Genomic DNA, 20,275 nt, shown 5'->3' with positions numbered 1-20,275 from the left:
GGGGGAGCGAGCGATTCCGCAGCGGTCCTGGAGAGGTTCCGCGCGATCCCGGAAAGTCCCGCAGCGGCCCCGGACCGGAGCAGTCTCGGAGCGGCCCCGGAGCAGTCCCGCACCGGTCATGGAAGGGGGCCCGCGCGATTCCGGAGAGTCCCGCAGCCGACGGAAAGCGGCTGATCCCTCACCGCACGGCCCTGTTCGTCGCCCTCACCGCACCGCTCTGAGGGTCGCCCTCCGCGCCCCCTTCTCCACCCCGGCGTCCTCCGCCACATCCACCGCCCTCACCACCACCCCCGCGAGCTCCGTCAACGCGCCGACGCGGAAGTCCGCCGTCTCCACCACGTCCGGATGCTCCGCCCACCAGTGCCCGTACGGTCCGCGCCGCAGGTGCGCCGTCCGCAGCCCCGCCGCCGAGGCGGGGAACAGGTCGTCCGCCGGGTGGTCGCCCACGTACAGCGTCGCTTCCGGTGCCGCCTCCGCCGCCTCCACCACCCGTGCGAAGAAGGCCGGGTCGGGCTTCCGTACGCCCCACTCGTCCGAGGTCACCACCAGATCGGCGGGCAGGTCCAGCGCCCGCAGCAAATCCCCGGCCCGGGCCGTCCCGTTGCCCGCCACGACCACCCGCATCCCCGTCGCCCGCAGCTCCGCGAGCGCCGGCCGCACGTCCGGGTAGAGGTCCGTCTCGTCGAGGTGCTCCCCGCGCCCGGCGGCGGCCCGGGCGGAGTACGCCTCGTCGACGTCCATGCCGGGCCGCAGGACCCGCAGCGCGTCCGTGGCGTCACCGCCCCGGGCGACGGCCGCACCCACCAGGGCGCTGAGCGTGTGCGCGGGCACCCCGAGCCAGTCGGCCCAGGACGCCCAGCGGCGGTCGTCGCGTACGAGTGTTTCGCCGATGTCGAGGACGATCGTTTCCATCACCGTCCCGACCCTACGGGCGCGACCGCCGCCGGGGGCGGACCGTCCGGCGAGTCGGCCCCGCACGAGTGAGGAGGCCCGGCGCTCACCGCTCCCACCAGGGGCGTCGGCCGCTCCGACCCCGAGGCCCTGGTCCGGCCCGCGACCGCCGCTCGTATGCTCGATCCATGACCGATCCCGAGCCCGATCCTCAGAGCGGACGCCCCACCTCCAACGCCATGCGGCGCGCGCTCAAACGTGCCCGTGACGGTGTCGCCCTCGATGTCACCGAGGCCGCCGTCCTGCTCCAGGCGCGCGGCGACGACCTGAAGGATCTGGCCGCGTCCGCAGCCCGGGTGCGGAATGCGGGCCTGGAGGCGGCGGGGCGGCCGGGGGTGATCACGTACTCGCGCAAGGTCTTCATCCCCCTCACCCGCCTCTGCCGTGACCGGTGCCACTACTGCACCTTCGTCACCGTCCCCGGCAAGCTCCGACGGGCGGGCCACGGGATGTTCCTGTCCCCCGACGAGGTGCTGAAGATCGCCCGCGAGGGTGCGGCGATGGGGTGCAAGGAGGCGCTGTTCACCCTCGGCGACCGCCCGGAGGACCGTTGGCCCGAGGCGCGGGAGTGGCTGGAGGCGGAGGGATACGACGACACGTTGGCGTACGTACGCGCCATGGCGATCCGGGTCCTGGAGGAGACGGGTCTGCTGCCCCACCTCAACCCGGGCGTGATGACCTGGACCGACCTCCAGCGGCTGAAGCCGGTGGCGCCGTCCATGGGGATGATGCTGGAGACGACGGCGACCCGGCTCTGGTCCGAGCCGGGCGGCCCGCACCACGGCTCCCCGGACAAGGAACCGGCCGTACGGCTGCGCGTACTCGAAGACGCCGGACGCTCCAACGTCCCCTTCACCACCGGCATTCTGATCGGGATCGGGGAGTCGTACGAGGAGCGCGCCGACTCCCTCTTCGAGCTGCGCAGGACGGCTCGCGCCTACCACGGCATCCAGGAAGTCATCGTGCAGAACTTCCGGGCCAAGCCGGACACGGCGATGCGCGGGATGCCGGACGCGGAGCTGGAGGAGCTGGCCGCCGCGATTGCCGTGGCCCGGCACATCCTCGGCCCCTCGGCCCGCATCCAGGCCCCGCCGAACCTGGTGGACGCCGAGTACGCGCTCCTCATCGGTGCGGGTATCGACGACTGGGGCGGGGTCTCGCCCCTGACCCCCGACCATGTGAACCCGGAACGCCCCTGGCCGCACATCGACGAACTGGCTTCGCGCACCGCCGAGTCGGGCTTCCAGCTCCGCGAACGCCTCACCATCTACCCGGAGTTCATCCAGCGCGGCGAGCCGTGGCTCGACCCGCGCCTCCTCCCGCACGTCCGCGCCCTGGCCGACCCGGAGACGGGCCTCGCCCGCGAGGACGTGCTCCCGGTCGGTCTGCCCTGGCAGGAGCCGGACGAGGGTTTCACCTCCTCCGGCCGCACCGACCTGCACGTCACCATCGACACCGAGGGCCGCACCGGGGACCGCCGTGACGACTTCGACGAGGTGTACGGGGACTGGGAGGCGCTCCGCGAGGCGGCGGCGCCCGGCATGGTCCCGTCCCGCATCGACGCCGACGTACGCCAGGCGCTGAGCCAGGCGGCCGACGACCCGACGAAGCTCACCGACGACCAGGCCCTCGCCCTGCTCCACGCGGACGGCCCGGCGCTGGACGAGCTGTGCCGGATCGCGGACGCGCTGCGCCGGGACGTGGTCGGCGACGACGTCACGTACATCGTCACGCGGAACATCAACTTCACCAACGTCTGCTACACCGGCTGCCGTTTCTGCGCCTTCGCCCAGCGCCGCACGGACGCCGACGCGTACACGCTCTCCCTGGACCAGGTCGCGGACCGGGCGGCGCAGGCGTGGGACGTGGGCGCGGTCGAGGTCTGCATGCAGGGTGGCATCCACCCGGACCTGCCGGGCACGGCGTACTTCGACATCGCGCGGGCGGTGAAGGAGCGCGTCCCCGGCATGCACGTCCACGCCTTCTCGCCCATGGAGGTCGTCAACGGCGCGACCCGTACCGGGATGTCGATCCGCGACTGGCTGACGGCCGCCAAGGAAGCGGGACTCGACTCGATCCCCGGTACGGCGGCGGAGATCCTGGACGACGAGGTCCGCTGGGTCCTCACGAAGGGCAAACTGCCCACGGCCACCTGGCTGGAGGTCATCAAAACGGCGCACGAGGTGGGCCTGCGCTCGTCCTCGACGATGATGTACGGGCATGTCGACCAGCCCCGCCACTGGCTGGGCCACTTCCGTACGCTGGCTCAACTCCAGCAGGAGACAGGCGGCTTGACGGAGTTCGTCACCCTCCCCTTCATCCACACCAACGCCCCGGTCTACCTGGCCGGCATCGCCCGCCCCGGCCCGACGGACCGCGACAACCGCGCGGTGACGGCGATGGCGAGGCTCCTCCTCCACCCGCACATCACCAACATCCAGACGAGCTGGGTGAAGCTGGGGACGGAGGGTGCGGCGGAGATGCTCCGCTCGGGCGCCAACGACCTGGGCGGCACGCTGATGGAGGAGACCATCTCCCGGATGGCGGGCTCGAGTTACGGCTCGTACCGCTCCATCCAGGACCTGCAGGCCATCGCCGAACTCGCGGGCCGCCCGTCCCGCCCCCGTACGACCCTGTACGGCGAGGTCCCGGCCGAACGCATCGCGACGGCGACGGCCTCGGACGGCCAACTTCCGGAACTGCTGCCGGTGTTGCCCAGCTGAGGGGCGGGGCGGGGGAGCGGGGTCGGGGGCGGACCGGCAGTCAGCCGCCACTGAAGACTGCCTGATGCAGGCAATGAAGCGGTGCGCCCCCGGTTGACAGGATGATCGCACCGGCAAACGCCTTACGCGCAAGGGGAACTGGTATCCCGTGGCCCGTAAGCCGTTCCGCCGGTGCAGCACCCACCCGACCATTCCTCACAGCAAGGTAGGTTCCCACGTGAGATCGACCCGAGTGGCGCTGGCCGTGACCGCAGGCGCCCTGGCCCCGGTACTGCTCCTGTCCGGCCCGGCCTCCGCCGCCTCTGCGGCGCCTTCACCGGTTACCGTCGCAACGACGCAGTCCGCGGGCGTGGCGGCGGACTCCCCGTACGACGACATGGATGAGCACGAACTCCGGATCGAGGTCTTCCGCATCCTGGAGGCCGAGAGCACGGGCCGGGCCGTCCGCCAGGAGGCCGTGAAGGCGCTCGAAGGCGGAACGGTCCAGCACCTGCTCGACTTCCTGAAGACCGGTCGCTGGGTCGCGCAGGCCGAGGACGACCGTGTCGCCATCCTCACGATCCTGGCCGACCCCAAGACGGGCAGGACGGTGAAGGAGGCGGCCGGGAAGGCGCTCGACGGGACGGACGCGGACCGGCGCCACTTCCTGGAGACGGGCCGCTGGGCCGCCCAGGCCGTGGACGACCGCGTAGCCATCTTCACGCTCCTGGCCAAGCCCGACATCAGCCCCGCCCTGCGCGCGGCGGCAGTCCAGGCGCTCGAAGGAACGGACGCGGACCGGCGCTACTTCGTGGAGACCGGTCAGTACGAGGTGGACGGCCGCTAGGTACCTGGCCTCCGGTTCCTCGGCCTCCGGCCCGGCCGGGGCCCTGCTGTCGCCGTCGCGTTGTCGCCCCGACGCCGCCCCGACGCCGCCCCGACGCCGCCCCGACGCCGCTCCGATGCCAGGGAAAATTGGTGACCGTGTACGGACAAACTTCGGGGGTTTCCTCCAGACTGCGGTAGGTGACACACGCCGGGACGGGCAGCCGCCCCGGCCATCCCTGTGATCCGCCCCCTCTCCGGACGCCCCGGGTGCGCCGGAGCGGGGACGGGTCCCGTGAGGAGGAGACGAGACCGTGCCGAAGAACCCGCCCCTGCCCGAAGAGCCGGAAGAGTCATCGGAGGCGGCGCCCGCCGCCGCCTCAATCCGCCCCGCCCGCCGCACGGCCACCCGTACCGCCACCGTCCTCGCCGCCGCCGCGCTCCTCGTGCTCGGGACCGCGTCCGCCGCCCACGCCGACCCGCCGCAGCACCTGCCCCAGAACGCCGGTGGGTACGAGCAGTCCTTCTCGCCCGCCTTCGACTACGACCGTGACGGCTGCTACGCCACCCCCGCCATCGGTCCCGACGGCACGCTCGCCCTCGGGCTGAAGACGACCGGTGCCATCAACGGGAGCTGCCGGGACAAGTGGGACCTGGACAACTCCCAGACGTACGCCCGCTCCCTGTGCAACAACGGGTGGTGCGGCATCGTCTACGCGAGCTACTTCGAGAAGGACCAGGCCGTCCACGGCAGCGGTCTCGGCGGTCACCGGCATGACTTCGAGCATGTCGTCTCCTGGGTCAACCAGGCGGCGAACCAGGTGGATTACGTCTCGACCACCCAGCACCGCACGGTCAAGACCTACCCGCGCTCCCAGGTGCGGTTCGACGGGTCGCACCCCAAGGTCGTCTACCACAAGGACGGGGCGAGCACGCACTTCTTCCGCCTCGCCAACAACAACGACGAGCCGCCCGAGAACCACTACGGCACCTGGCGCTACCCCCCGATCGTCGACTGGAACGGCTTCCCCAGCACCGCCCTGCGCGACCGGCTCATGAACGCCGACTTCGGAGCCGCCACCATCAAGGTCACCGACAAGGACAACCGCTTCCGCAACCTCCTCAACAGCTCCAAGCCCGCCGGAATCCCCTTCGACCCCTGGGGCTGAGGGCCGGGGCCGGGTGGTCAGTCGTGGCGGACGCGGGTGATGTTCCGCTCGGCCGGGGGCGCGTAGTACTCGGTGAACAGCCGGCCCACCAGCGCGCCCCTGCTGGAGACGCCGACCTTCTCGAAGACCGCCTTGATGTGGTCCCGGACCGTGTGCGGCGACAGGTGCAGCAGCGCGGCGATCTCCCCGGTGGGCAGGCCGCGCGCGATGTACTGGGTCACCTCCGTCTCCCGGTCGGTGAGCCCGTACGCGTCCACGATGAGCGGAACGATCTCCGAGCTCTTCGCGGGCTCGATCACCACCGCCGAAGCGCCCGGACCGCCGTCCGCCTCGCGCAGGCAGGAGGCGTGGCAGACCAGCCAGCGGCCCGCCCGGTCACGCACCCGCGCCCGTACCGGCCCCCGGTCCCGGCCCTCGGCGACCGCCCGGGCCTTCATCGCGCTCGCCCGCACCCACGCCGGTACACGCACCCCCTGGGGCGAGGGCACGGCAGGCCCTTCCGGCAGGGCGTCCAGGTAGGCCAGGGCGTCGTCGTTGACCGACAGCAGCGCCCCTCCGGGCCCGAACAGAAGCAGGCCGGGACCGGGGCCGTACGGAGAGCCGGAGGAGGCCGCTGAGGGCGCGCCGTCCGGCGGCGGCGCCGGGGGCTCCGCGAACGACCGCAGCCGCCCGGCGAGCGGCGTGACCAGGGACGCGATCAGCGCCACCTCCGCGTCGCCGAAGGCCGCCCGCCCCTCGGCCCGGAACAGGCTGATGTGCCCCTGCGGTCGCCCTCCGACGCGCAGGACCGCCCGGAGTTCGTCCCCGAGCCCGCGCGGGCGCATGAAGGACTCGTAGAGCGTGCTGCGGGCGGGCAGATCGCCGGTGGCCCGCCGCAACCCGGCCACCGGCACCGGGGCCCGGGCCAGATCGCGGAACAAGTTGACGTTGTCGGTGAACAGTTCGGCTTCCCAGTACACGGCACAGCCGCCCTCGTCCAGGTTCTCCGCCCGGATCGGCGCGGTCATCAGGCCGGTCACGGGATCGGTGACGCGCCACACGGCCGCGTCGTACGGAACGAGCCGCCGCAGCCGGTCCGAAGCCCCGGCGAACAGGCCGAGCGCGTCCGTGGCCTTCGCCGCCCGGGAGAGCAGTTCCGCGCGGCCGGTGCCGGTCCGGGGGAGTGTCGAACGGGTCATCCGACGACTCTCCCAGGGCCCGTGCCTCCGGCCAACCCCTCATCCGAGGGGGTGGGGCGTGGCCCCGCCCCCCGGCCGGGGGATGGGAGAGCGCCCTTCGCGGGAGAACAGTGCTTCTCACCGCGACGGCGCGTCCCCGGGCCGCCGTACGGAACCGAGGAAGGACGCGATCGTGACGGAACGGACGGCAGGACGAGCGGTGGGACGAGCGGTGGGGCCGGTGCACCCAATAGACCCGGTGGACCCAGTCGACCCGGTGGGCCCGGTGCAGCGGCACAGCGCCCTCGACCGGGCTCTCAGCCGCCTCGTCGCCCAGGTCCGGGGCGAGGTCCTCGCCCCCGAGGACGCGGGGTACGAGGAGGAGCTCGCGGGGTTCAACCGGATCGGGCTCGCCGACCACCGCCCCCACGTGGTCGTCGCCGCCCGCGCTACCGCCGACGTACGCGCCGCCGTCTCCTTCGCCGCGCAGCTGGGCCTCCCCGTGGGCGTCCAGGCGACCGGCCACGGGACCGCCGCCCCCGCGCGCGGCGGGGTTCTCGTCTCCACGCGCCGGATGAACGCCGTCACCGTCGACCCTCTCACCCGTACCGCCCAGGTCGAGGCCGGAGCCCGGTGGCACCAGGTCATCGCCCGTGCGGCGGCCCACGGACTCGCCCCGCTCAACGGCTCGTCCCCCCTCGTCGGGGTGGTCGGCTACACCCTGGGCGGCGGCCTCGGCCCGCTGGGACGGCGGTACGGATACGCGGCGGACCTCGTGACGCGCATCGAGATCGTCACGGCCGACGGTGCCCTCCGCCAGGTCACCCGCGACCGCCACCCGGACCTGTTCTGGGCGTTGCGCGGCGGCAAGGGGAACTTCGGCATCGTCACCCGCCTCCGGTTCGGCCTGGTGCCGGTCCGGAGGCTCTACGGCGGCGGGCTCCGCTTCCCCGGGGAGCAGGCGGGCCGGGTCCTGGACGCCTGGCGGCGGTGGACGGCGACCGTCCCGGAGGAGATGACCTCTTCCGTGGCGCTGCTGCGGCTGCCGGACGCCCCGGACGTGCCGGAGCTCCTCCGGGGCAGGCTCACCGCGCATGTGCGGATCGCCTTCACGGGCGGGACCGAGGAGGGGGAGCGGCTCGTCCGTCCGCTGCGCGCGAGCGGTACGGCCCTGGCGGACACGGTCGCCGAGATGCCGTACGCGGAGGTCGCCGACATCCACCAGGACCCCACGCACCCGTTGCCGTACCACGAACGCAACATCGTGCTGCGGGAGTTGAGTGCCGACGCGCTGGACACACTCCTGCGGGCGGCCGGTGCCGGTTCGTCCTGCGGCGACCTGATGGTCGAGCTGCGCCACCTGGGCGGTGCGCTCCTGAGGCCCGCCGAAGTGCCCAACGCGGTTGGTTCCAGGGACGGTTCGTACACCCTCACCACGCTCTCGCCCCCCGGCACGCCCGATGCGGTGCTGCGGGCGATGGAGCCGTGGGGCACGGGCCGCCGCTATCTGAACTTCCTCGCGGGCGAGGACACGGCGGGGGCGGCGGAGGAGTGCTTCGACCCGGGGACGGTAGCCCGACTGGCCCGGGTGAAGGCCGAGTTCGACCCCGGGAACGTCTTCCGGCTCAACCACAACATCGCCCCGCGCGCATAGCTCTCCCTCTCCTCTTCCCTTCCTCCTTTCTCCTTTTGATCGGATCGACATGACCTCCTGTGAAGCTGCCCCGAGCGCGCCGGGCACCGACGCGGAATCCCGTTCCGCCGGGCTGCGTTACGGTGCCCTGTTCGGCCCGGTCGTCTTCGGTGTCACCGCCGCCGGGGTCGCCCTCCCGGCCGTGGCGTCCGCCCTCGGCTCCCCGCCCGCCGCCACCGCCTGGGTGCTGACCGCGCACGCCCTCGCCCTGGGCGTCGGCACCGCGCTGGCCGGACGTCTCGCCGACACCCGCGGCGTACGCGCCACCCTCCTCATCGGCTCCCTGACGCTGGGCGTCGGCGCACTCGTGTGCCTCCTCGCGCCCGGCCTCGGCGTCCTGGTCGCGGGCCGCTTCGTCCAGGCCGCGGGCTCCGGCGCGATGGCGGCCGGTGCCATGGCGCTGACCGCTTCCGCCCCACCGGCCGTACGGCCCCGGGTGCTCGCGGGGTTCGGCGCGACGATGGCGGTCTTCTCGGCCGGGGCGACCCTCGCGGGCGGCGTCCTCACCGCGTGGCTGAGCTGGCGGCTCGCCCTGGTCCTGCCCGTACTCTCCCTCCTGGCCGTCCCGTTCTGCCTGCCCGCCGCACCGAAGCCCGGCAACCGGGGCAGGCCCCTGGATCTGCCGGGAGCCGGGCTGCTGACGCTGGCCGTCTCGGCGTTCCTCGTCCTGATCCAGTCCACGGCGCTCGCGCTGAGCCCCCCGCTCGTGACCGCCGCCGCCCTCGTGCTGCTCCTCTCGGCGGCCGGTCTGACCTGGCGCGTCCGTACCCACGAGCCGTCCTTCGTCCCCCGCGCGCTCGTCACGGACCGGGTCTTCCTGCGGGCCGCCGCCATCGGTATCGGGGTGTACGGAGGTCTGTTCGCCGCGATGTACGCCGTGCCCCAGCTCCTTGTGCGCGACCACGGCTGGAGCGTGCTGTCCGTCGGGGTCTGGCTGCTGCCCGGCGCGGTCGCCGGGGCCGTACTCTCCCGGCTGGCCGGCCGGCTCACGGCGGGCGACCACGGGAACCGGCTCCTCGGCGCGGTCTCCCTCGCCTTCGCGGCGGCCCTCGCCGCCGGGCCCGCGGCCCCGGGAGTCCTTCTGCCGGTTCTCGGGGCCTCCCTCGGGTTCGCCGCGTTCTCCGTGACCCAGGTCTTCACCACCGCGCTGATGGCGGCACACATCGAACCGGCCCGGCGCGGCGGTGCGATGGGCCTGCTCAACCTCACGTTCTTCGTCGGCGGCGGCATCGGCAGCGCGGCGGTGGGGGCCCTGGCGAGGTCCCTGCCCCTGTCCACGGCCCTGGCCGCCGTGGCGCTGTTCCCGCTGGTCGCCGCCCTGACCGCCTTCACCCTGCCCCGGCCCCAAGTGCCGCGCTGACGAAGCCCGTTACGCCAGAGGGAAGGCCCGCCGGTAGTCGCGCGGGGACACCCCGATCCGCACCCCCGCGCTGCCGCGCAGAACGGACTGGCCGTGGGACGGCACCGTACGGTCACGGAATCTATTGACTTTCGATAGCTATCGATCGAAAATCGATAGATGCATAGTCTTCTGGTGGGCATCCTCCGTATCGGTATCGCGGCAGCGGTCCTCTTCGGCCTCTTTGCCCAGGCCGTCATCATCCCGACGGTGGCGGCCGACGAGGTGGACCTCTTCCCTCCGTACGAGCCCTACGCCCTGCCCTACGTCATCGCGTCGATCCTCGGCGTCGCCTGTGTCCAGGTCGCCCTGGGCGCGACCTGGATGCTGCTCTCGATGGTCGAGCGGAACGCCATCTTCACGCGCTCCGCCTTCCGTTGGGTCGACATGATCATCGGTGCGGCCACGGTGGCCACCGTGATCGCCCTGGGGGCGGCGGTGCACCTGACCTTCGCCACCATCCCGTCGCCCGACGACGGCATGGACGCGGAGGGCGCGCTGCTCGCCGCCCTGGCGTGCGTGGCGGTGGGGGCGGCGTTCTCGATGCTCGTCGTCATCATGCGGACGTTGCTCGGCAAGGCGACGGAGATGCAGACGGAACTTGCCGAGGTCATCTGATGGCGATCGTGGTCGACATCGACGTTCTGCTGGCCGAACGGCACATGTCGGTGGGCGAGTTCGCGGTGGCGGTCGGTATCACTCCGGCCAATGTCGCCGTCCTGAAGAACGGCCGGGCGAAGGCGGTGCGGTTCGCGACGCTGGAGGCGATCTGCCGCGTACTGGAGTGCCAGCCCGGTGACGTACTGCGGTACGTCCCCGACGAGTGACGGCCGTACCGGCCCCGGCGGTCAGCCCAGGGTGAGCTGGAAGTGGGCTGTTTCCCGGTAGCCGGTGTCCGGGGGCGTGACCTCCACCGTGACCGGAATGCCCTTCCGGGACGGCTTGAGACGGAGGGGGACGGTGCGTTCGTCGTCCTCGCCGAGGGGCGGTGCGAGGGCGGCGGCGGCCTCGTCGCCGTCCAACTGCCGCACGGTGTAGCCGGTGGCGTACTCGTCGTGGGCCTCACCGGCCCGGACGGCGAGGGGCGTGGAGTACGGGTCTCCGTCGAGGGCCAGCTCCTCGTCGGTGCCGTTCTCGTAGGTCACGGTGAGGCTGTAGGTGCCGTCGTCGTGGGCCTCGGGGACGCTGACGGTGACCCGCAGCCCGTCCTCGTACCGGGCCGTCGCACCGGGCCCGAGCGGTTCGTACGCGCTGCCCGACCGGCCGGGCTGCTCCATCTGCCCGTCGCCGTCGAGGCTCTTCTCGAACTCCGTCACCGCGTGCGCCGCGAGCGCGAACAGCGCGAAGAGGGCGACCACCGCGATCGAGCAGCCGTAGAACCACCGCGAGCCGTCGGCGGCGGGTGGCGTCTTTGCTGCGGTGGTCGCTTCTTCCGTGTCCATGACGTCCACGGTAGGAAGCGGACGCCGCGCGATCATGAGCGCGCGTACTCAGGAGCGGTTGAGTAGAGGCGGGGGGCTCGCGGGAGGGGGCAACCTTCTCACCAGCCGCGCTGCGCCGCTCCCAGCACCGCACTGCCGATGGACGCGGCGAGGCGTTCGGCGCGAGAGAGGTCGCCGTACTTGTCCACATGCACGAACACCGTGTGGTGGTCCGCCCGTTCGCCCCACGCGGCCGTGTCCCCGTTGAACGCGATGCTCACACCGTCGTACGTCGCGTGGCCGTACGAGTCGAACTCCGGCTCGTCCGGCCACCGGCCCTCCCAGTCGATGCCCGCCACGCCTCGGCCGAGCGCCCGCACGAAGCGTTCCTCCACCGTCCCGAGCGGCGCTTCAGCCATCACCGACAGCGGCAGCTCTGCCTCCAGCGCGGCATCGCCCGCCGTGCTCACGTCGAGGTCGAAATCCGCGAAGTCGCCCGTAGCCGGGTCGCGGCGGCTCTCCAGATAGTCGAACGGCCCCTCCGGCAGCACGGCGGCCATCCTGCGCACGTCCTCGACGGTGAACAGCTCGGCATGGAGTACGACTTCGTCGTCGCGCTCCTCCAGCAGCCCGCAGAGGCGCACAGCCTGCGCGTACGCCTCGGCCGTGTCGGTGGTACGGAGAACGGGGTACGCCACGGAGTTGCCCATGCCCGCACTCTCACACCGCCTCATGCCCGCCCGCCACCCGAATTGCGCGCAGCCGTGCGCGCGTGAGGGCCCGCGCCCTGCCCGGTGAGGACGGGGACGCGGGCCCTGGGGCGTACGCCGACGGGTTCAGGCCCCGGCCGCGAACTCCACGAACGCCGCCCAGGCGGGGGCGGTGATGAGGAGGGCGGGGCCGGTGGGGGTCTTGCTGTCGCGTACGGGGACGAGGCCGGGGTAGCCGTCGGCCACCTCGATGCAGTTGTTGTCGCCCCCGTCGCTGTAGCTGGACTTGCGCCAGGTCGCGGTGGAGAGGTCGGGTGCGGTCACAAGCGCTATCCCTTCCGTACGTTGTCGATGAAGGTGGTCCAGGCGGGCGCGGCGATCACGAGCGCGGGTCCAGCGGGGACCTTGCTGTCGCGCACGGGGACCAGGCCGGGGTAGCCGTCCGCGATCTCGACGCAGTTGTTGTCGCCCCCGTCGCTGTAGCTGGACTTGCGCCAGGTTGCGGTCGAGAGGTCGGGCGTGCGCTTCATGATCCTCTGAACTCCTTCAGGACGCCCCTGATGAACGCGATGGAGTCGGGCGGGGGCAGCGACCGATCCCGTGCCCGATCGTAGGACAGCCGGGCACGCGTGACGTCTTCCGGATCTTCCAGCAACTCGGAGCACTGATTGCCTTCCACATAGGCAACGGCGCTCCCGTCCTCCTGCCACAGGAGGGTAAGGGAGCCGTTCATCAGGTGATGCGCCCCGGCCGAGAACGGCAGCACCTGAAGCGTGACCATCGGCAACTCCGCAACCGCGATCAAGTGCTCCAGCTGCGCTTCCCACACCTTCGCGCTGCCCACCTGACGCCGCAGCCCGTACTCGTCCATGATGATCCGGACGGTCGGAGCCGGGTTGCGGTAGAGCAACTGCTGACGGCCCAGGCGCGCTATCACCTGCTCTTCGACCGACTCGGCCTCGCTCTCTGTTTCCTGGTCGCCGGACAACAGGGCGCGAGCCACGTCCTCGGTCTGGAGCAACCCAGGAATCCCGAGAGCGTACTTGTGCATGATGCGGGCCCCGAACTCCAGCCGCATGAACTCCTTGTACTTGTCCTTGAAGACCTCCCTCCGCGCCACCTTCCACAGCTCGACCAGCAGCCCGCCCGTCTTGTAGAACCGGTCCAGGTCCTCCATCACTGCGAGCTTCGAGAGCCGTTTGCCTGTCTCCAGGCGGTACAAGTAGCTCTTGTCGTAGCGGGTCTTCTCCGCGAGCTGGCCGAGCGACAGCCCCGCCTGCTCCCGTAAGAACTTCAGCGCGCGCCCCAACGCCGCCCGCCCGGACTCCGCTTCGACTTCCACTTCCGCGACTTCGGTCATCCCCGACCCCTTGCCGTTGTCCTGTGCACAGGCAATCGCGTGCCTCTGTCGAGCGTAGGGCGGCGGCCGTGACGATGGGGGCACGAACGGTAATCGCCACCCGTCAGGGTCACGCGACCCCCACACGCCAAGGACGCCGACATGATCGAGACCTCGCAGCTCCGCCTCCTCCCCTGGAGGTCCCCCGAAGGCAAGCCCTGCTATCTGAGCACCAGCGACCCCGACAGCCGGGTCTCCCGCCTCGCCGACAAGGTGGAGGAGGAGCAGATCGAGTGCGGCAACGTCGTGCTGGAGGGGGCGCAGGAGGTACTGGCGGACCAGGTGGCCGGGGAGGTCGCCCTACGGTTCGCGCTGACGCAGGCCGTGCTGTCCCTGCGGGACGTGCTGCTCGTCGCGCACAGCCGGGGGCGGCGGCTGGGGGCGGTGGGGGAGTCGTAGGGTCGGGACATGCGTGATGTGCGGGTGGTGCTGATCGGCGGGACGTCGAACACCGGGAAGTCGACCGTCGCTGCGGCGGTCGCGGATCGGCTCGGGTTCGAGCACCGCTCCACGGACGGGCTGGCCCGGCATCCGGGCCGGCCCTGGCGCACCCCGGACCACGAGGTGCCGCCCCATGTCGCCGAGCACTACGCGACCTTGACCACCGACGAACTCCTCGCCTCCGTCCTCGCCCACTACGAACGGCTCTGGCCGCGCATCGAGGAGCTGATCACCGCCCGCGTCCGGGGCGCCGGCCCGGGCCTGGTCCTGGAGGGTTCGGCGCTCCGGCCCGAGCGGGTGGCCCGGCTCGCCGTGCCCCGTACGGCCGCCGTGTGGCTGACCGCCGATGCCGTGGTCGTACGCGACCGGGTGCGGACAGCGGGGCGCTATGCCCAGGCCACGGAGGGGGAGCGGCTGCTCATGGACCGGTTCCTGGCCCGCACCGGCCGCTACCAGGAACTGATGCTGGAGGCCGTCGAGGCGCTCGGCCTGGCCCGGGTCTATGCCGGTGGCGGGCGGACGCCGGAGGAGCTGGCCGACGCCGTGCTCACCGCCGTGGCGGGCCAGGTGCGCCCCGGTCGGCCGCCGGGGGACAGGGACCGGCCGTTCGGCACGGAAGGGGAGACGTTCCGGCCGGGCCGGAACGGGGCCCCGGGCTGACATTCCCCGGTCAAAAACGACCTGCGGGACGTCCGTCGACATACCCGTACGTACCCCGGTCACCCCCTCGGCCGCCCGTTCCCGTTCCATTACAGTGCTTGCGCGGTCGCCCGCAGAGGCCCGCACATGCGTACGCGGTGTCGGGGAGGGGGCGGGGTGAGTACAGGGACCACGGCGGTCTGGGGCCGGGCCGAGCAGCAGGACTTCCGCAGCCGGGTCCGCGGGGCCCTGCTCGGCGGGGCCATCGGGGACGCGCTCGGGGCCGGGGTCAGCGGGCTCGCGCTGGAGGAGATCCGGGCGGCGCACGGGCCCGAAGGGGTCACCGACTACGTTCCCGCGCACGGCAGACGCGGGGCCGTCACCGCGCTCACCCAGCTCACCCTGTTCACCGTGGACGGGCTGATCCGCGCCCAGGTCCGCCGCGACACCGGCGCCTGGCACCCGCCCACCGACGTCCACCGGGCCCATCTGCGCTGGGCCGCCACCCAGCACGACTGGGGGCCCGACGAGCGACGCAAGGACAACGGGTGGCTGGCCGCCGAGGAGTGGCTCTACGCCCGCCGCGAGCCCACCCGGGAGTGCCTGGGCGGCTTCGGCGACAGTGTCATGGGGACCCTGGAGCGGCCCAAGAACCCCGCCGCCCGGGACGCGGGCGCGCTGACCCGGTCCGCGCCGTTCGGGCTGCTCGTGGGGTGGGAGCCGCAACTCGTGCTCCAGCTCGCCGTCGAGTGCGCGGCCCAGACCCACGGCCACCCCGTCGCCCAGCTGGCCGCCGGAGCCTTCGCCGTACTCGTGCACGGGCTGGCGCGCGGGGAGACCCTGGACGGTTCCGTCCAGCACGTCCTGGCCCTGCTCGCCGAGCGCCCCGGCCACGAGCCGGTGGCCGAGGCCCTGCAACAGGCCCTCGGGTCGGTACGGCAGGGCATCCCCGGCCCCGCCCTCATCGAGGCGCTGGGCGCGAGCGACGCCGCCGAGGAGGTGCTCGCCGGTGCCGTGTACGCCGCGCTGGTCAGCGAGGACGTACGGCACGGGCTGCGGCTCGCCGTGAACCACGGGGGGCCGTCCCGGGCCACCGGGTCCGTCTGCGGGGCGCTGCTGGGCGCGCTGCACGGGGAGACCGCGCTGCCGCCCGCCTGGCTCGCGGAGCTGGAGGGGCGGCCCACCCTCCTCGAACTGGCCGACGACTTCGCCATGGAGATGACCCAGGGGCCTGCCCTGCACAGCCCCACGGCCGCCGCCCCGGGCTGGCTCGCCCGCTACCCGCGCGGGGCGTGAAGCGGGGGCTGTGGTGGGGGTGTTCACGCGCGGGGTGTGAAGCGGGGGCTGTGGCAGGGATGTTCACACGCGGTCCGTCAGTGCGTCAGTGCCTCACCGCATCAGCTCGCCCGCGTTGACCAGCAGCGACTGGCCGGTGATCGCCCGCGCCCGGTCGGAGGCCAGGAACGCGACCGCCTCCGCCACGTCCCCGTCCGTGGCCAGCTCCGGCAGGGCCATCCGCTCGGTGAGCCGGGCCAGCACCTCGGACTCCGGTACGCCTTCGGTGTGCGCGGTGAACTGGACGTACGCCTGGACCGGCGGGCCCCACATCCAGCCCGGCAGGACCGTGTTGACCCGGATGCGGTGCGGGCCCAACTCCCTTGCCAGGGAGTACATCGCGGAGGTGAGCGCCCCCTTGGACGCCGCGTACGCCGCCTGCCGCACCTGGGAGGGCGCCGCCACCGCCGACTGCGTGCCGATCACCACCACCGAGCCGCCGCGCTCCTTGAGGGCGGGCAGGCAGGCCCGGGTCATCCGGAGCGTGCCCAGGAGGTTCACGTCGAGGACCGACTGCCAGGTGGTGAAGTCGGCGTCCTCGACTCCGCCGAAGTAGCTGTCCCAGGCGGCCACATGGACCACCGCGTCGATCCCGCCGAACCGCTCGACCGCCAGGGCCGCCAGCGCCTCGCACTGGCTCTCGTCGGTGATGTCGGTCGGGAGGTGGGCGGTGTGCCGGCCGCCGGGGTCGATCTCCGCCGCGCTCTTCGCGAGGTTCGCCGCCGTACGGGCTCCGAGCACCGCGCGGCCCCCGTCCCGTACGACGGTCTCCGCGACCCGGTGGCCGAGCCCCGCTCCGACGCCCGACACGACGACGGTCTTCCCCGCTAGCAGCATCTCGGCGCCTCCCGGCCCTGGACGTTTTTCTGACGGATCGTCAGAGTAGGTGCCCGCAGGGGCCGATGGAAGGGCGAGGAGGTACGGGAGATGGCGGACGAACGCGAGGAAACGTGGAGTGCCGGTTATGCCGAGCTGGCGGCGGTGGGGCCGTACGGAGTGCGGCCCGGGCACGCCCTGATCACCATGGTCGAACCGCATCCGGGCCACGAGTACGCGTACAACCGCTGGTACGAGGACGACCACTACTACGCGGGCGCCATGGCCATGCCGTGGATGTCCGCCGGGCGGCGCTGGGTGGCCACCAAGGACCTCCAGGAGCTGCGCTACCCGAAGGAGTCGGCGGTCGCCCGGCCGGTGGGGACGGGGTGCTACCTGTCGACGTACTGGGTGACCGAGGGGCGCTACGACGACCACATGAAGTGGACCGTCGCCATCAACAAGCGGCTCAACCGGGACGGCCGGGTCTATCAGGACCGGACCCATGTCTTCACGGCGTTCCAGGACCACGAGGCCACCGTCTACCGCGACGGGGCCGCCGGACCCCGGGACATCCACGCGCTCGACCACCCGTACGCGGGCCTCGTCCTCCAGGTCGTCGACGCGGAGGGGCCCGAGCGGCGGGGGGAGCTGCTGGAGTGGCTGCGCGCCCGGCATCTGCCGAAGCGGCTGAAGGGGTCACCGGCGGCGATGGTGACCGTCTTCCGGCCGACGCCCCTGCCCGGTGACCGGATGACGTACGTGAAGCAGGTCGAGGGGGTCGGGACCCGGCTGACGCTGCTGTGGTTCCTCCAGGAGGACCCGCGCGCCTGCTGGGAAGGGCACTTCACGGGGCTCGACGCGGCGGTCGCGGAGACGGGGCTGGGGCGGGTGGAGCTGGTCGCGCCGTTCATCCCGACCGTGCCGGGGACCGATCGGTACGTCGACCGGTTGAGGTGAGCGCCGCCGGGCGGGGTGGAGGGTGAGGGGGCGGGGGTGGCGTGCCGAGCCCCCTCGGCCAGGACGGCGAACCGGTCGAGAGGGCTCCATCAGGTGGTGCGGCCTGCGTTGCGGGCAGGCGATTCCCGGACGTCGGGCGTCCGGTCAGATGTTGACGTCGGGTGTTCGGTCAGGCGTTGACGTCGGGTGTCCGGTCAGGCGTTGATCGAGCCGGTGGCGACATCGCGCACGAACGCGTTCCACGCACCGGGGACGAAGGTGAGCGAGGGGCCCTCGGGGGCCTTCGAGTCGCGCACGGCGATGGACAGGGCAACCGGGGACTTGACCTCGACGCACGCGCCGTTGCCCCCGGAGTACGACGACTTCGTCCACATTTCCGTAGCACCCTGAAGAATTGCCATGTTCACTCCGGTTCAGAGAGTCGAGCGAGTCGGGTGAGTCGCGCCAACCGGATTCCGAATTCCGATTGGCGTGATCGACGCTACTCGCCAAGCTCCGTCCATGAGATGGCCGTTCACTCGACCGGGTGACTTTCTGCGTGGAACCCTTATGCCGTGCGGCGGCAGCGGTGTATCGTGCCGCCGCCGCACGCTCGGGGGCTCGTTCGGTGCCTCTTGGCGCCCGAGGGAAGGGGTGCCGAGGTGACCTGATTCAGCCGGTGGTCGGTCGTGACCGATCGGTGGCCGATGTGGATCAGCCCGATCTGCTGGACCTGTTGGACCGGATCGACCTGCTCGACCGGATCAGCTGGTGTACGACTTGGCGATCTTGCTGATGAACTCCCGCGTCTGCTCCACGTTCAGAGCCTGCGCCCGCAGGTGCTCGTACATCACGCTGTAGCGCTGTACGTCGTTCGCCTTCTCCAGATAGAGATCGCTCGTGACGCCCTCGATGTAGACGACGCTGGAGTCCGCGGCGTCCGGGAACTCCAGGATCGCGTACTGCCCGTTGATCCCGGGGTGCGCCCCCATGTCGAACGGCAGCACCTGGACGGTCACATGCGGCAGGTGCGACTGCTCGACGAGGTGTTCCAACTGGTCGATCATCACCTGGTTGTCACCGACCCGCCGGCGCAGCGCCGACTCGTCGATCACGGCCCACAGCCGCAGCGGGTTCTCCGGCGCGTTGACCCGGTCCTGGCGCCGGGACCGTACGTTGACGCGCTTCTCGATGTCCGCGGGCGGGGCCTCGGGGAGCGCGCCGCTGATCAGCGCCTCGGCGTACGCCCGGGTCTGGAGCAGGCCCGGGATCATCTGGGGCTCGTACACCCGCAGGGACTCCGCGTCCGTCTCCAGCCCGATGTAGACGCTGTACGGGATGTCACCGAAGGCGTGCCACCAGCCCTGCTGGCGCGAGTCCTTGGCCATCTGCATCAGCGAGTCGACGATGCGGACGTCCTCGACCTCGTACACCCCGCAGAGGTCACGCACATCGCGCTGGCTGATGGAACGGCGGCCGTTCTCCAGGCGGCTGATCTTCGACTGCGAGACCAGCAGACGCTCCGCCACCTCCTCGGCCGTCATGCCTTTGAGTTCGCGCAGGCGGCGCAGTTCCTGGCCCAACCTGCGTCGCCTGACTGTGGGATTGACGTTGGACGGCACGGAAAGTGCACCTCCGGCTATGTAGCTGTGCGTATCTACTGCTCAGCAGATTGCCACCCCTTGCCCCGGCCGCGCTGGGAAACGGCCACAAGCAGGTGCGTGCGGTATAAGCCCCCGGCCGCGCACCGGAGCACGCACCGGCGCGCGGTCCGGTGCGCGCTACGGCGTGCAAGCGCGCGGGGCAGCCGGTCGAAACCGGCTGCCCCGCGCGTGGTGCGGCTCCCGAACCGGGTCCGATGACGACGGTACGGCGGTGTGCGATTGTCCGCGCGGTCCTCTGCGCGGGCCCTGCGGTCCTGCTGTTCCGGTCAGGCGCTCGGGCGCCCCGGGTCAGCTCGCGGCGGTGTGCGCCATGCTGCCCCGGCGTGCCTGTGCTTGCGGCTGCAACGGAACGCCCGCTGCCTGCTGCGTACGGCGCGGCTGGACCGCCACACCGTTCTGGACGTCCATCACGGCGTGCGCCACGAGGCCGCCCATGGGGTCGTGCCTGATCAGGTCCCGGAGCCGGGAGCGCGATGAACGCCCCTCGTTCCCGGGGTACAGATGCTTGCCGAGTCCGACCGCGTGGGCCAGTGCGGCGAGCGCCGCGGTCCGCGGGTCCGGCGGTACGCCGGTACGGATCGCGCTGTCCAGCCGGGCCCTGATGTCCCGGCTGATCGCCGTGTCCGTCGCCTGGTAGCGAGTCGTCGGCAGCACCCCGCACATCTGGCCCGCCACGGCATGAACCATGCCGCACCGCTCCAGATGAGCGAGATAGATCTGGCGGAGCCCCAGCCGGGGTCCGCCGATCCAGTGGACCGCCCGGACCGGGCTGCCACGACGGCGCAGCAGCTCCAGTGCGGAGTCCAGTGTCGGATCTCCTGTCGGCCGTGGCATCACCACGGCGATACGATCCCCGTCAGGGGCTATCCGTCCTGCCAGAGCCAGCTCCACTAGCTGTGCCCCGGCCAGGCCGAGGTCGAGCGACTGCGGCTGCGCTGTGGTACCCGTGGTCGGGTCCAGAGCGAGCAACAGAAGCTCCTCCGGGATTGTTCTGCGGCTCCTGCCCATCCATGCC

22 protein-coding genes are annotated in these 20,275 nt (G+C 72.0%); 11 read left to right on the top strand and 11 right to left on the bottom strand.

Annotation, left to right across the window (positions count from 1 at the left end; all coding sequences use genetic code 11):
* Positions 1-204: 204 nt before the first annotated feature.
* Positions 205-912 (bottom strand): hydrolase, encoded by a 708-nt coding sequence (locus B7C62_13580; GenBank protein ARF73185.1) that lies wholly within the window; start codon positions 910-912, stop codon positions 205-207.
* A 167-nt stretch (positions 913-1,079) separates the two neighbouring features.
* Between B7C62_13580 and fbiC the strand changes: the two genes are divergently transcribed.
* The 3 genes from fbiC to B7C62_13565 all read left to right on the top strand — a co-directional run bounded on the left by fbiC (position 1,080) and on the right by B7C62_13565 (position 5,647).
* Positions 1,080-3,674, top strand: coding sequence for a 7,8-didemethyl-8-hydroxy-5-deazariboflavin synthase (fbiC, locus tag B7C62_13575; protein ARF73184.1), 2,595 nt, complete (start codon positions 1,080-1,082; stop codon positions 3,672-3,674).
* Between the two features lie 217 nt (positions 3,675-3,891).
* Positions 3,892-4,500 carry a hypothetical protein gene (locus tag B7C62_13570; GenBank protein ARF73183.1) on the top strand — a complete coding sequence of 203 codons (609 nt, stop codon included), beginning with the start codon at positions 3,892-3,894 and terminating at the stop codon, positions 4,498-4,500.
* A 310-nt stretch (positions 4,501-4,810) separates the two neighbouring features.
* A complete protein-coding gene (locus B7C62_13565) occupies positions 4,811-5,647 on the top strand; it encodes a hypothetical protein (protein ID ARF77145.1) in 837 nt (278 codons plus the stop codon).
* Between the two features lie 17 nt (positions 5,648-5,664).
* Here the strand turns inward: B7C62_13565 and B7C62_13560 are convergent, their stop codons facing one another.
* A complete protein-coding gene (locus B7C62_13560; protein ID ARF73182.1) occupies positions 5,665-6,825 on the bottom strand; it encodes a helix-turn-helix transcriptional regulator in 1,161 nt (386 codons plus the stop codon).
* 256 nt (positions 6,826-7,081) lie between these two features.
* Between B7C62_13560 and B7C62_13555 the strand changes: the two genes are divergently transcribed.
* From B7C62_13555 to B7C62_13540, 4 genes are all read left to right on the top strand, one after another.
* On the top strand, positions 7,082-8,458 hold the full coding sequence (locus B7C62_13555; GenBank protein ID ARF73181.1) for an FAD-dependent oxygenase: 1,377 nt from the start codon (positions 7,082-7,084) through the stop codon (positions 8,456-8,458).
* Between the two features lie 49 nt (positions 8,459-8,507).
* Entirely contained in the window at positions 8,508-9,857 is a 1,350-nt protein-coding gene (locus B7C62_13550; GenBank protein ID ARF73180.1) for an MFS transporter, read from the top strand.
* A gap of 159 nt (positions 9,858-10,016) precedes the next feature.
* Complete coding sequence (locus tag B7C62_13545; GenBank protein ID ARF73179.1) at positions 10,017-10,514, top strand: hypothetical protein; 498 nt, start codon at positions 10,017-10,019, stop codon at positions 10,512-10,514.
* Positions 10,514-10,723 carry a transcriptional regulator gene (locus tag B7C62_13540; protein ID ARF73178.1) on the top strand — a complete coding sequence of 70 codons (210 nt, stop codon included), beginning with the start codon at positions 10,514-10,516 and terminating at the stop codon, positions 10,721-10,723. Before B7C62_13545 ends, B7C62_13540 begins: the two co-directional genes overlap by 1 nt.
* Positions 10,724-10,744: 21 nt before the next feature.
* Here the strand turns inward: B7C62_13540 and B7C62_13535 are convergent, their stop codons facing one another.
* The 5 genes from B7C62_13535 to B7C62_13515 form a co-directional block, all read right to left on the bottom strand.
* Positions 10,745-11,338 carry a hypothetical protein gene (locus B7C62_13535; GenBank protein ID ARF77144.1) on the bottom strand — a complete coding sequence of 198 codons (594 nt, stop codon included), beginning with the start codon at positions 11,336-11,338 and terminating at the stop codon, positions 10,745-10,747.
* A gap of 98 nt (positions 11,339-11,436) precedes the next feature.
* A complete protein-coding gene (locus B7C62_13530) occupies positions 11,437-12,027 on the bottom strand; it encodes a hypothetical protein (protein ARF73177.1) in 591 nt (196 codons plus the stop codon).
* A 126-nt stretch (positions 12,028-12,153) separates the two neighbouring features.
* Positions 12,154-12,351, bottom strand: coding sequence for a DUF397 domain-containing protein (locus tag B7C62_13525; GenBank protein ARF73176.1), 198 nt, complete (start codon positions 12,349-12,351; stop codon positions 12,154-12,156).
* A 5-nt stretch (positions 12,352-12,356) separates the two neighbouring features.
* Positions 12,357-12,557, bottom strand: a complete 201-nt coding sequence (locus tag B7C62_13520; GenBank protein ID ARF73175.1) for a DUF397 domain-containing protein — start codon at positions 12,555-12,557, stop codon at positions 12,357-12,359.
* On the bottom strand, positions 12,554-13,387 hold the full coding sequence (locus tag B7C62_13515; GenBank protein ARF73174.1) for a transcriptional regulator: 834 nt from the start codon (positions 13,385-13,387) through the stop codon (positions 12,554-12,556). Before B7C62_13515 ends, B7C62_13520 begins: the two co-directional genes overlap by 4 nt.
* A 141-nt stretch (positions 13,388-13,528) precedes the next feature.
* On the opposite strand from B7C62_13515, the gene B7C62_13510 reads away from it, so the two are divergent.
* The 3 genes from B7C62_13510 to B7C62_13500 all read left to right on the top strand — a co-directional run bounded on the left by B7C62_13510 (position 13,529) and on the right by B7C62_13500 (position 15,802).
* Positions 13,529-13,825, top strand: a complete 297-nt coding sequence (locus B7C62_13510) for a sulfatase (protein ID ARF73173.1) — start codon at positions 13,529-13,531, stop codon at positions 13,823-13,825.
* A gap of 24 nt (positions 13,826-13,849) precedes the next feature.
* Positions 13,850-14,527 carry a hypothetical protein gene (locus B7C62_13505; protein ID ARF77143.1) on the top strand — a complete coding sequence of 226 codons (678 nt, stop codon included), beginning with the start codon at positions 13,850-13,852 and terminating at the stop codon, positions 14,525-14,527.
* Positions 14,528-14,683: 156 nt separating this feature from the next.
* Positions 14,684-15,802: an ADP-ribosylglycohydrolase gene (locus B7C62_13500; GenBank protein ARF73172.1), complete on the top strand. Its 1,119-nt coding sequence runs from the start codon at positions 14,684-14,686 to the stop codon at positions 15,800-15,802.
* A gap of 93 nt (positions 15,803-15,895) precedes the next feature.
* On the opposite strand, the gene B7C62_13495 is transcribed toward B7C62_13500, so the two are convergent.
* Positions 15,896-16,678 carry a short-chain dehydrogenase gene (locus tag B7C62_13495; protein ID ARF73171.1) on the bottom strand — a complete coding sequence of 261 codons (783 nt, stop codon included), beginning with the start codon at positions 16,676-16,678 and terminating at the stop codon, positions 15,896-15,898.
* A 90-nt stretch (positions 16,679-16,768) separates the two neighbouring features.
* Here B7C62_13495 and B7C62_13490 point away from each other — a divergent pair, with 90 nt between their 5' ends.
* Entirely contained in the window at positions 16,769-17,617 is an 849-nt protein-coding gene (locus B7C62_13490; protein ID ARF73170.1) for a hypothetical protein, read from the top strand.
* A 194-nt stretch (positions 17,618-17,811) separates the two neighbouring features.
* On the opposite strand, the gene B7C62_13485 is transcribed toward B7C62_13490, so the two are convergent.
* The 3 genes from B7C62_13485 to B7C62_13475 form a co-directional block, all read right to left on the bottom strand.
* Positions 17,812-18,018 carry a DUF397 domain-containing protein gene (locus tag B7C62_13485; GenBank protein ARF73169.1) on the bottom strand — a complete coding sequence of 69 codons (207 nt, stop codon included), beginning with the start codon at positions 18,016-18,018 and terminating at the stop codon, positions 17,812-17,814.
* Between the two features lie 342 nt (positions 18,019-18,360).
* Entirely contained in the window at positions 18,361-19,218 is an 858-nt protein-coding gene (locus tag B7C62_13480) for a transcriptional regulator (GenBank protein ARF73168.1), read from the bottom strand.
* 330 nt (positions 19,219-19,548) lie between these two features.
* On the bottom strand, positions 19,549-20,268 hold the full coding sequence (locus B7C62_13475) for a hypothetical protein (protein ARF73167.1): 720 nt from the start codon (positions 20,266-20,268) through the stop codon (positions 19,549-19,551).
* Positions 20,269-20,275 lie beyond the last annotated feature (7 nt).

Source organism: Kitasatospora albolonga (assembly GCA_002082585.1).
Taxonomy (GTDB): Bacteria; Actinomycetota; Actinomycetes; order Streptomycetales; family Streptomycetaceae; genus Streptomyces; species Streptomyces stephensoniae.
This window is presented reverse-complemented; position numbering and strand designations above follow the sequence as displayed.